Annotated in this window: 10 protein-coding genes and 1 pseudogene; 6 read left to right on the forward strand and 5 right to left on the reverse strand. The window is 61.1% G+C overall.

All coding sequences use genetic code 11. The features are described from left to right. Positions 1–250 precede the first annotated feature (250 nt). Positions 251–577: a GYD domain-containing protein gene (locus RHE_RS16305; RefSeq protein WP_011426421.1), complete on the forward strand. Its 327-nt coding sequence runs from the start codon at positions 251–253 to the stop codon at positions 575–577. Between the two features lie 173 nt (positions 578–750). Here the strand turns inward: RHE_RS16305 and RHE_RS31805 are convergent. Next, a pseudogene (locus RHE_RS31805) lies at positions 751–1033 on the reverse strand (DUF982 domain-containing protein). A gap of 287 nt (positions 1034–1320) precedes the next feature. Here RHE_RS31805 and RHE_RS16310 point away from each other — a divergent pair. Continuing rightward, positions 1321–1590, forward strand: a complete 270-nt coding sequence (locus RHE_RS16310) for a BON domain-containing protein (protein ID WP_011426422.1) — start codon at positions 1321–1323, stop codon at positions 1588–1590. A 138-nt stretch (positions 1591–1728) separates the two neighbouring features. Here the strand turns inward: RHE_RS16310 and RHE_RS16315 are convergent, their stop codons facing one another. The 3 genes from RHE_RS16315 to RHE_RS16325 all read right to left on the reverse strand — a co-directional run bounded on the left by RHE_RS16315 (position 1729) and on the right by RHE_RS16325 (position 4528). Continuing rightward, positions 1729–2271, reverse strand: coding sequence for a GNAT family N-acetyltransferase (locus RHE_RS16315; protein WP_011426423.1), 543 nt, complete (start codon positions 2269–2271; stop codon positions 1729–1731). A 372-nt stretch (positions 2272–2643) separates the two neighbouring features. After that, positions 2644–3642, reverse strand: a complete 999-nt coding sequence (locus RHE_RS16320; protein ID WP_011426424.1) for an ABC transporter permease — start codon at positions 3640–3642, stop codon at positions 2644–2646. Between the two features lie 34 nt (positions 3643–3676). Continuing rightward, entirely contained in the window at positions 3677–4528 is an 852-nt protein-coding gene (locus tag RHE_RS16325; RefSeq protein WP_011426425.1) for an ATP-binding cassette domain-containing protein, read from the reverse strand. A gap of 134 nt (positions 4529–4662) precedes the next feature. Between RHE_RS16325 and RHE_RS16330 the strand changes: the two genes are divergently transcribed. Both RHE_RS16330 and RHE_RS16335 read left to right on the forward strand, forming a co-directional pair. Beyond that, positions 4663–5643 carry an NAD-dependent epimerase/dehydratase family protein gene (locus RHE_RS16330; protein WP_011426426.1) on the forward strand — a complete coding sequence of 327 codons (981 nt, stop codon included), beginning with the start codon at positions 4663–4665 and terminating at the stop codon, positions 5641–5643. 47 nt (positions 5644–5690) lie between these two features. Further along, on the forward strand, positions 5691–6683 hold the full coding sequence (locus tag RHE_RS16335) for a sugar-binding protein (RefSeq protein ID WP_011426427.1): 993 nt from the start codon (positions 5691–5693) through the stop codon (positions 6681–6683). Positions 6684–6687: 4 nt separating this feature from the next. Here the strand turns inward: RHE_RS16335 and RHE_RS16340 are convergent, their stop codons facing one another. Next, positions 6688–7590: a LysR family transcriptional regulator gene (locus RHE_RS16340; RefSeq protein WP_011426428.1), complete on the reverse strand. Its 903-nt coding sequence runs from the start codon at positions 7588–7590 to the stop codon at positions 6688–6690. A gap of 123 nt (positions 7591–7713) precedes the next feature. Between RHE_RS16340 and ampC the strand changes: the two genes are divergently transcribed. Continuing rightward, positions 7714–8868, forward strand: coding sequence for a class C beta-lactamase (gene ampC, locus RHE_RS16345; protein WP_063503087.1), 1155 nt, complete (start codon positions 7714–7716; stop codon positions 8866–8868). A 378-nt stretch (positions 8869–9246) separates the two neighbouring features. Continuing rightward, complete coding sequence (locus RHE_RS16350; protein ID WP_011426430.1) at positions 9247–10200, forward strand: NAD-dependent epimerase/dehydratase family protein; 954 nt, start codon at positions 9247–9249, stop codon at positions 10198–10200. Positions 10201–10285: the final 85 nt, after the last annotated feature.

Genomic DNA, 10285 nt, shown 5'->3' on the forward strand with positions numbered 1-10285 from the left:
TAGGCCTTAATTCGTCGTGACTGTACGTCGCAACATAGCTATCTCAGGTTGATCTTCAATACCGGTTTGATGCACCGGCGCCGCCGCTGTAAAGCGGGTCGCATCAAATTTGATTCACGCCCTTGTCCCGATTGCCGCCCGTGGCGCTTGGCTGATCATTCCAAGGGCAAGGCCCTATACTCCGATCGAATGACTGGTGTTCCCTTCGGCTTGAGCGTTTACTGGATCAATCCGGCGGAGGAGGCAAACCATGGCCATGTATCTCACGCGCTTCAGCTACACGCCCGAGACCTGGGCGCGCATGATCGAAAACCCCGAGGATCGCCGGGAGGCGGCGCGCAGCTACATTGAATCCGTCGGCGGAAAGCTCCACGGGTTCTGGTATGCGTTCGGCGAGCATGACGGATGGAATTTGTGGGAGGCGCCCGACAATGTGTCGATGGCGGCTGTCACTCTTGCGATCGGCGCGGGAGGTGCGCTCAGCTCGATTGAGACCACTGTCCTGATCGACGTCGAGGATACGATCCGAGCCTTGGAAAAGGCGAAGTCGATCCGGTATCGCCCGCCGGGAGCGTAGGCCGCGGTACGAGATGGCGAGAGTTCATCGACCCGGCCTGTGAGGAAGACCACACCGCCGGGAACCGATCGATCACTGCACGCTGCCGTGGCGTGCTCGCCAAGAGACAGGGCACGCCACTTGCTGATTTCGCGAAAGCGTTCTGTAGCTGCCCGGGCAGGCCTGGGGAAATCTCAGTGAACAACTGAAATCACCGAAATTCCAGCTTCCTCCGCAGCGCGAATGAGTGCGGCACGGGCTATCTTGGACGGGACATTGCCCTGAATGGCCTCCAGGCATGTTTTCACCGCCGCGATATATTGCTCGCCATCGTCCGACGGCCAGGCGCCAATGAGAGCGTCCGCGACGTCGCTGAGCGACCGAACCAGTCTGTGTTTTTCCCGTCCCCCCCCTCACAAGCATCAGAGGAACGAAGTCTTCGCTTCGATGCCAATCCACGATACCAGCCGTTTGCATTGCAAATACTCTCCTTGCCTCCCAGAAGACTTCTCGATTGCCACGCCCCTCCACCGCCCGAGATGGATCAACAGCTCGGGCGCTTATCGGGAAGGGTCTGAGCGGAGCTCAGCAACAACGAGGAAATCCTCCCTGATGCCCTTCCAACAAGGACGGGCAGAATTTAACTCAGATGCCCGCGAGGGAAAGCGGGACCTAAGTCGGACTGGTCGTCCTCGGGAGCAGCTCTCATATTTATGTGAGGCAATGTGAATATCCGCGGGAGGAGGGCGGAACAGGAGGAAGTCATGAAATTCGGTCCCGCCAATCACGAAGAGCGCTGCTCGGAAGGCCACAGTTCGGCATCAACCATCGCAACAATCGAAGCCGCGCTTTCCGCCGATCCTGATATCGACAGCTCTGCCATCGAGATCAGGATGCTCGGGCCCGTGGTGCTGCTCGAAGGCTTCATAACCAAGGCCGAAGACCGCGAAAAAGCGATCTCGATCGCAGCGATGATCGTCGGCTGGGAGAATGTCCACGATCGGATGCTGAGCCGCTTTCCCACGCAGGAATGAACGGTTGTCGGCGCCGCTGACCAAGGCCCGAGACGATGGCGACAATCCCGCCGCGAACACCGCGATCATGTCACTGGCATGATCGCGGCGGCCGAACAGCATCCAGCGCAGGCTCAAGGCTTGGGAGCTGGGGCAATCCTATCCATGGAGCGGCTTTCTCATTCTTATGAGAGGCACATTTGCACCGCCGCGGCCGTCTTCCACTCGCTCGATGGCTTGATAACCGCAAACAAGATAGAGCGGTTCACCCGATAGCGTAGCCATCAATTCGATATCGCGAAAGCCTTCATTGCGCGCCGCCTCCTCGCAGAGAGCCATGATCCGCCGCCCCACGCCACGCCGAGTAAAGTTCGGGTGCGTGTACATCGCCCTTATGCGCGCCGCGTCTTTGGCAGGATCGAGCAAAGCGGCATCGCGGCCGGGAGTGCGATCTCCGCCGTACAGCGTCGCTCGTCGGCTCCACCCGCCACAGCCCGCCAAGACGCCGCCGATCTCGACAACAAAATAGGTGCCGTCCTCGATCAACTGGCTATCGAGTCCCATGAAGGCTCGGCTCGACGAAATCTGTTCGGGCGTCAGAAAAGGTTTCTGATTTTCTGAGATGGCCGCATCCATCAACAATTTGAGGTCGGCCAGATCACTATGGCTGGCCAGTCGATGCCTGAGTAGCTTTTGTTCCATTTTTCGCCGCCTTTGACTTGGCAGCCCCGGTTTGGCCAGTCTGCGGCGCGTCTTGCATCTGTGTGGGCAGCCGTGCCTTTGGTCATTGTAACAAGCGGGAGGTTTTAATTGAAGTACGATCTTGCGGCCGGATTTCCGCGTCGATCACACTCAAATCTTTTATCCAAGGGGCAACAGAAGGTTCCCGGCTAGATGTCGGTCGGCGGCCGGACTTCGGTTTCACGATCCGGATGCTGGTGGTTCGTGCGGCTGATCCGCAGGCACATCTCCGGATTGTCGGCGTAGGTGGTATGCTCGCCGGGAAACTCAGAATCGACGCCGCCGCCAATAGAACCAACCGACGGTCAAACCTGCTGAAATCCCGGAAAGCGGCTACTCGCTCTGCCTGAGATTCCGGATCCGATCAAACAGCACCGCCAGCACGATCGCCCCGCCGATAAAGGTCCCCTGCCAGAAGGCGTTGATGCCGAGCAGGCCGAGGCTGTTGCGGATCACTTCGATCAGCGCCGCGCCGACCAGGGCGCCGAAGGCGGTGCCGACGCCGCCGGCGAGATTGGCGCCGCCGATGACGGCGGCGGCGATGACCTGGAGCTCCATGCCGGCGCCGATATTGGTGGTGACGGCGCCGAGCCAGCCGGTCTGGACAATGCCGGCAATGCCGGCCGACAGCGCCGAGATCATGTAGACGGCGATCTTGATACGACGCACGGGAACGCCGGTCAGCGTTGCGGCGTGTTCATTGCCGCCGATGGCGAAGACATAGCGACCGAAGCGCGTCCAGCGCAGCACGAAGCCGGTCAGAAGCGCCAGGATGATCATGTAGAGGACCGGATTGGCGATGCCGAGGAACCAGGCGCCGCCGCCGAGTGCCAGGAGCTTGTCGTGATCGGGACCGAACTGGAAGACGACGGTGTTGTTGGAAGCGACCATCGCCAGGCTGCGCGCCACCGACAGCATGCCCAGGGTGACCACGAAGGGCGGGAAGTCGAGATAAGCGATCATCACGCCGTTGAAGGCGCCGACGACGAGCGCCGTGCCGATTGCGGCGGCTATGCCGATTTCAATGCCGTAGCCGGCATGCATGGTCACCGCCAGCACCATGCTGCAGAGGCAGAGCACCGAGCCCACGGAGAGGTCGATGCCGCCGGTGATGATGACGAGCGTCATGCCGAGCGCGATGATGGCGACAAAGGTGACGTTGCGGGTGATATTGTAGAGGTTCTTCGCCGTGGCGAAGGAATCGGTGGCGAAAGACAGGAAGAGGCAGGCGAGAATGACGGCGATCAGCACCCAGAAGGTCTGGCTGCCGATGAACTCCGAAAGCCGGCTTCGCTCTCTCTGCGCAATCGTCTGATCGAGGGTAACTGCCATTGCTGACCTTCTTTTCTGCCCAGTGCCGCGCTGCTCAAACCTGTTCGATGGCGCCTGTTATGAGACCCGTCACTTCCTCCGGCGAGCTCGCCGCGATCGGTTTGTCGGCGACTTTCCGGCCGCGGCGCATGACGATGACCCGGTCGGCGACGGTGAAGACGTCGGGCATGCGGTGGCTGATCAGCACGACCGCGATGCCGCGATCGCGCAGCTCGCGGATGAGATTGAGCACCTCCGCCACCTGGCGAACCGATATCGCCGCCGTCGGCTCGTCCATCAGCACGATCTTCGCCTCCGACAGCATGGTGCGGGCGATCGCCACCGCCTGCCGCTGGCCGCCCGACATCTGCTTGACGAGATCGCGCGGGCGGGTTTCCGATTTCAGCTCCTTGAAGATCTCGCCGGCGCGCCGGTACATCGTCTTGTAATCGAGGATGCGCAACGGGCCGACGCCGCGGCGCAGTTCGCGGCCGAGGAAGACGTTGGCGGCGGCCGTCAGATTGTTGCAGAGCGCCAGATCCTGATGGACGATTTCGATGCCGTGCTGGCGCGCCTCGACCGGCCGGTGCATGACGATTTCCTTGCCGTCGAGCCGCATCGTGCCCTCGCTCGGGCGGAAATTGCCGGCGATCATCTTGACCAGCGTGCTCTTGCCGGCGCCGTTATCACCCATCAGGCCGACGACTTGGCCGGCTTCGAGGGTGAACGAAACGTCGTTCACTGCCTGGATGGCGCCGAAATGCTTAGAAATATTGCTGAGTTCGAGAACCGCTGCCAGCCGACCTTCCTCCCCTGATGTCGCAGACCTGCAGTCGCGGCCCGCTGGCCGCCAGGCGCCTGCGATCTCGCTTTGCCAAGCTCCTCCCGGAAAAGCGATTATTTTCATTTACGCAAAAGCCTGAAGAATCGTCAATCAATTGTCCGCGCAAACAGCCTGCGAAGGCAAAAATCTACTTCACCGCGAAAATACAGATTGACGCCGGAAACGCTGGGATATTAGCTGTTGCTGGGAGAGAGACCATGCTGATCCTTGTCACCGGGGCTACGGGCAAGGTCGGGCGGCGCTTCATAACTGGGCTGCTTGACGAGCCGAAGTTTTCCAATGCACGCATTCGCGCGCTTTGTCACAACCGCATGATCGAAGAGTCCGACCGCATCGAGGTGGCCAAGGGTTCGATCGCCGACAGCGCCGTCGTAGCGGCGGCGATGGAAGGCGTCACCCATGTGCTGCATCTTGCCACCTGCAAGGAAACGCCTGACGATGTGATGGACGTTACCGTCAAGGGGCTATTCTGGCTGCTCGAGGCCTTTCGCCTAAGCCCGACGGCGCGGCAGTTCATCCTCATCGGCGGCGATGCCGGCATCGGCCATTTCTTCTATCGTCACGATGGACCGGTGACCGAAAAGACGCCGCATCGCGCCTATCCCGGCTGCTACGCGCTCTCCAAGGTGCTGGAAGAGGTGATGCTGGAGCAGTTCGCCATTCAATACGGCATCAACAGCTGCTGCCTGCGGGCGCCCTGGATCATGGAGAAGGACGATTTCAAGTTTACCCTCTCTTTTGGCGACGATGTGTTCGGCGGGCCGGACTGGAAGAGCCTGGTGCCGCCGGCCGATGCGGCGCGTTACGCGCGCGACGGCACGGTGCCGCTGCTGCGAGATGCCGACGGGCGGCCGCTGAAGCGCAATTTCGTCCATGTCGACGACCTCGTCTCGGCGGTCCTGGCGGCGATCGACAACCCGCGCGCCGTGGGCCAGCTCTTCAACATCGCGATGGATCGGCCGGTCGATTACGGCGAGGTCGCCGCGTATCTCGCCCGCACGCGCGGGCTCGGCTCCGTCGACATCTCGAGCGAATATCACTCGAACTGGATGGACAACAGCAAGGCGAAGTTCCTCTTGGACTGGCGCCCCGTCTACGATCTGGAAAAACTCATCGATTCAGCCTGGGAATACCAGCGTTCAGGGGAGGAGCCTCGTATCGTCTGGTATCCCGGTTGATAACAGGGCGGGCGAAGGCGTCCGCCTTTTCAAAAAGGGAGGAAGCTATGAGGAAGGCATTATTGCTGGCTGCTGCTGCAGTCCTGGCGTTCACGGCCGGTGAGGCCATGGCCGCCAAGAAGCAGCTCGTCATCGTCGTCAAGGGCCTCGACAATCCGTTCTTCGAGGCGATCAACCAGGGTTGCCAGAAGTGGAACAAGGAAAACGCCTCGGCCGAATACGAATGCTTCTATACCGGCCCGGCATCGACCTCAGACGAGGCCGGCGAAGCGCAGATCGTCCAGGATATGCTCGGCAAGGCGGATACGGCGGCAATCGCCATCTCGCCGTCAAACGCCAAGCTGATCGCCCAGACGCTGAAAACGGCCAATCCGAGCGTGCCTGTGATGACGCTCGATGCCGATCTGGCGGCGGAAGATTCGGCTCTGCGCAAGACCTATCTCGGCACCGACAACTACCTGATGGGGGCGCGGATCGGCGAATATATCAAGAAGGCCAAGCCGAAGGGCGGCAAAATCTGCACCATCGAGGGCAATCCCGGCGCCGACAATATCCTGCGCCGCGCCCAGGGCATGCGTGACACGCTGAGCGGCAAGAAGGGGCTCGACGCCCTGAAGGGCGAAGGCGGCTGGACCGAGGTGGCGGGCTGCCCGGTCTTTACCAATGACGACGGCGCCAAGGGCGTTCAGGCGATGACCGACATCCTCGCCGCCAATCCCGACCTCGACGCCTTCGGCATCATGGGCGGCTGGCCGCTGTTCGGCGCCCCGCAGCCCTATCGCGACCTGTTCAAGCCGATGGCCGACAAGATCGGCAAGAACGAGTTCGTCATCGGCGCCGCCGACACGATCGGCGACGAAGTGGCGATCGCCAAGGAGGGCCTGGTGACGGCGCTCGTCGGCCAGCGGCCGTTCGAAATGGGCTACAAGGCGCCGACCGTGATGATGGACCTGATCTCAGGCAAGAAGGTCGATGATCCGGTCTTTACCGGCCTGGACGAGTGCACCAAGGACACAGTCGACACCTGCATCCAGAAGTGATGCCTCAATCGGAGCGCCCACTCAGCTGGGCGCTCCTTTCGACTTCCGAAAAGATCCAGTCGGAAAAAGCGCGCATGGCCGGCGTGACCGGCCGCGACTGCAGGCGCGTCAGCCAATAGCTTCCGAGGGAGATGGCGGTGGCGAAGGGCTGCACGATCGCGCCCGAACAGAGATGCCTTGAAAACATCGAGGGCGGGGCGAGCGCCACGCCGAACCCCTGCAGGGCGGCGTCCATCATGCCGACGGAGGAATCGAAGACAATGCCGGCATTGACCTGGGGAGCCGCCGGCACCCCGGCGGCGGCAAACCAGGTGCTCCACTCATCCGTGCGGTAGCTGCGAAGCAGCGTCACTCCGGCGAGGTCTGCCGGCGATCGGAGATCGTCGGCCAGTTTCGGGATGCAGAGCGGCGAAAGTGGCGCTTCGAACAGGCGCTGCGCATCGGTGCGGTGCCAAGAGCCGCTGCCGAAGCGGATGGCGAAATCGAGCCCTTCCGCCGCCGGATCGACGCGGTTGTTGTTGGTGGAAATGCGCAGATCGATGAAGGGATGCCGCTGCTGGAAATCCGCAAGCCGCGGCAGGAGCCAACCGACGGCGAAGGTTCCGACGACGCCGAGGAACATGAGCTCGCGCACCTGCCCGGCCTCGATCCTGTCCAGCGTCGTCGCCATCTGGTCGAAGGAGGCGGTGACCGTCGGCAGCAGCGCTTCGCCTTCCGCGGTGATTTTCAGCCCGCGCGGCAGACGCTGGAACAGCGCGACGCCGAGCCGCTTTTCCAGCCCCTTGACCTGCTGGCTGACGGCCGCCTGGGTGACGCAGAGCTCGATTGCGGCGCGGGTAAAGCTCAGATGCCGTGCCGAGGCTTCGAAGGCTCTGAGGCCGTTCAAGGGGAGGAATTGGCGAACCATCGAAGCCCTAGAATTTCTTGCAGCTGCTGCGAGATATCATCGTTTGCCCCTGGAAAACAGGGCCGCTAAACGCCTCCCAGGGCGCATTTTGCGCTCGTGGCGACCGCCCTGGCGATGTGGAGGATGATTGTGAGAAACCTTGGCATAAAATTTTTGTCAGCAGCTTTGATCTCGGCATGCGCTGCAGCAAGCGGCTTTGCCGCCGATGAGGCGGAGGTGCGATCGATCGCGGATGCGGCGATCAAACCGATCATGGAAAAATACGCCATTCCCGGGGTGGCCGTCGGCATCACCGTCGACGGCCACGATCATATCTTCACCTACGGCGTCGAATCAAAGGAGACGGGCAGACCGGTGGCGCCGACCACGCTCTTCGAACTTGGCTCGATCAGCAAGACCTTCACCGCGGCGCTCGCCTCCTATGCCGAGGCGACGGGAGAGCTCTCTTTGTCCGACCCGGTGGCTCTTCTGGCGATGAAGGGAAGACCGTTCGGTGATGTCCCGCTGATTAATCTCGGCACCCATACGGCCGGCGGTTTTCCGCTGCAGGTGCCCGACGACCTCAAAAGCGAAGGTCAGCTAATGGCATATCTTGCGGCCTGGCGCCCCTCCTACGCGGCCGGAACCCGGCGCAGCTATGCCAATCCGAGCATCGGCATGCTCGGCTTCATCACGGCGAAAGCCATGTGCGGCGATTTCGCGGATCTGATGGAAGGCAGGCTGTTTTCCGCGCTCGGCTTGAACAGCACCTATCTCAACGTGCCGAAGTCGCGGCAGGGCGATTACGCCCAGGGTTATAAGCGCAGCGGCGAGCCGGCAAGGCTGACGCCGGCCCTGCTTTCCGCCGAGGCCTATGGCGTAAGGTCCACTGCCGGCGACATGATCCGCTTCGTCGGCGTCAATATGGGCACGGCAAAGCTCGACGGAAAACTGCAGCAGGCGATCGACAAGACCCACACCGGTTATTACAGCGTCGGGGCAATGGTCCAGGACCTGATCTGGGAGCAATATTCTTTTCCCGTCCCCCTGCAGAGCCTGCTTGACGGCAATTCGCCGGCGATGCTGAAGACCACCACGGTCGCCGCGCTGCAGCCGCCGATGGCGCCGCGCGGCGATGTCTGGATCAACAAGACCGGTTCGACCAATGGCTTCGGCGCCTATGTCGCCTTCATTCCCAGCAAGCGCGTCGGCATCGTCATCCTCGCCAATAAAAATTACCCCAATGAGGACCGGGTTGCCGCGGCCTATCGGGTATTGACCGCGCTCGCGGCCGATTGATCGAAAACAGCGCCACGGATGCGGGGCCGACTGCCTGTCGCGGCCTGCCTCGATCCGAACCGATGCGCTGTCCTTGAGAGTCGGACTTTAGCCCGATGCGCGCCTTCGCCCGTGTGATAGAGAAATTGCCTTGAGGAAATGCTGCGACGCAACAGGGCCACAATCTTGCGAAATACACTACGAAAATCGAGCGGCACGGCGGCATGTACACGCCCATCTTCGCTGCCCTGCAAAGAGGGAAATACTACTCAGGGTAACATGGATTAATAATTAAGATTAATAAGCGAGTATTTTCTAGAATTGTTCGAGGTAATTGCCAGTTCTTACAGGTGATGCTAATGGATAATCACCTTTCTTCAAGTCAAGAGGCGCAATCCAGTGAAAAGCGTATTGATATCTGGTGGAGCAGGGTTTATCGGCTCGCATCTTTGCGATCGGCTTTTGCTTAGGAATGACGTTCAGAAGCTCGTCGTTGTTGATAATCTCTGGACGGGACTATTCGAGAATATTTCGCACATCAGGGATCCCCGCTTTCACTTCGTGAAATCGGACGTCGAGACCTTGCAGACTTCGGAAAAATTCGACGAGATCTACCATCTCGCCTCCCCGGCATCGCCGCCCTGGTACATGAAGGAACCGAAGCGGACGATTTCGGCGAACCTCCTCGGCGCGTTCCGGCTTCTCGATCTGTTGAAGAAGGGCGGGCGCTTCGGTTACACCTCCTCCTCCGAAATCTACGGCGATCCTCTGGTGTCGCCGCAGCCGGAATCCTACAAGGGGCAGGTCGACTGTACCGGCCCGCGCTCGTCCTACGACGAGAGCAAGAGATGCACCGAAGCGCTGCTGTTCGAGATGCAGCGCACCAAGGGGCTGAACGTCAAGGTTATCCGCCCCTTCAATATTTACGGTCCGCGCACCCGACCCGACGACGGCCGCGCCGTCTCCAACTTCGTCACCCAGGCGCTTTCGGGCCGCCCGATCACCGTATTCGGCGACGGCAAGCAGTCGCGCAGCTGGGGCTATGTCGACGACATCGTCGATGGTTTCGCGCGCTATTTCTGGATCAACGAGACCGACTACAAGGGGCCTTTGAATATCGGCAACGACCGCGAGATCACCGTTCTCGAAGTCGCAAAATATGTTTCCAAGCTGGTCGGCGGCGTGCCGATCGTCTTCGAGCCATCGCCGCCGCAGGATCCGACCAACAGGCGGCCGGACCTGACGCGCGCCTACGCCGTCATGCCCGAGTGGTCGTGCAAGGTCAGCTACGAACAGGGTGTGGCGATGACGCTCGACTGGTTCAGAGAAAAGATAAAGGTGGGGGCGGCCTGATAACCGCCGGGGCTTTAAGGCCCTTCCCGCATTCCGGGCAGGGCCTGGTGCCAGCCTGTGCTAGTGGCGCGTTGAGAGAGTAACG

The organism is Rhizobium etli CFN 42, assembly GCF_000092045.1.
GTDB classification, from domain to species: Bacteria; Pseudomonadota; Alphaproteobacteria; order Rhizobiales; family Rhizobiaceae; genus Rhizobium; species Rhizobium etli.

What these genes read in the sequence shown, in the direction of transcription:
- RHE_RS16340 (WP_011426428.1), bottom strand. Translation starts at nt 7,590, where the DNA reads ATGGTTCGCCAATTCCTCCCCTTGAACGGCCTCAGAGCCTTCGAAGCC.
- RHE_RS16325 (WP_011426425.1), bottom strand. Translation starts at nt 4,528, where the DNA reads ATGAAAATAATCGCTTTTCCGGGAGGAGCTTGGCAAAGCGAGATCGCA.
- RHE_RS16335 (WP_011426427.1), top strand. Translation starts at nt 5,691, where the DNA reads ATGAGGAAGGCATTATTGCTGGCTGCTGCTGCAGTCCTGGCGTTCACG.
- RHE_RS16305 (WP_011426421.1), top strand. Translation starts at nt 251, where the DNA reads ATGGCCATGTATCTCACGCGCTTCAGCTACACGCCCGAGACCTGGGCG.
- RHE_RS16320 (WP_011426424.1), bottom strand. Translation starts at nt 3,642, where the DNA reads ATGGCAGTTACCCTCGATCAGACGATTGCGCAGAGAGAGCGAAGCCGG.
- RHE_RS16330 (WP_011426426.1), top strand. Translation starts at nt 4,663, where the DNA reads ATGCTGATCCTTGTCACCGGGGCTACGGGCAAGGTCGGGCGGCGCTTC.
- ampC (WP_063503087.1), top strand. Translation starts at nt 7,714, where the DNA reads ATGATTGTGAGAAACCTTGGCATAAAATTTTTGTCAGCAGCTTTGATC.
- RHE_RS16310 (WP_011426422.1), top strand. Translation starts at nt 1,321, where the DNA reads ATGAAATTCGGTCCCGCCAATCACGAAGAGCGCTGCTCGGAAGGCCAC.
- RHE_RS16315 (WP_011426423.1), bottom strand. Translation starts at nt 2,271, where the DNA reads ATGGAACAAAAGCTACTCAGGCATCGACTGGCCAGCCATAGTGATCTG.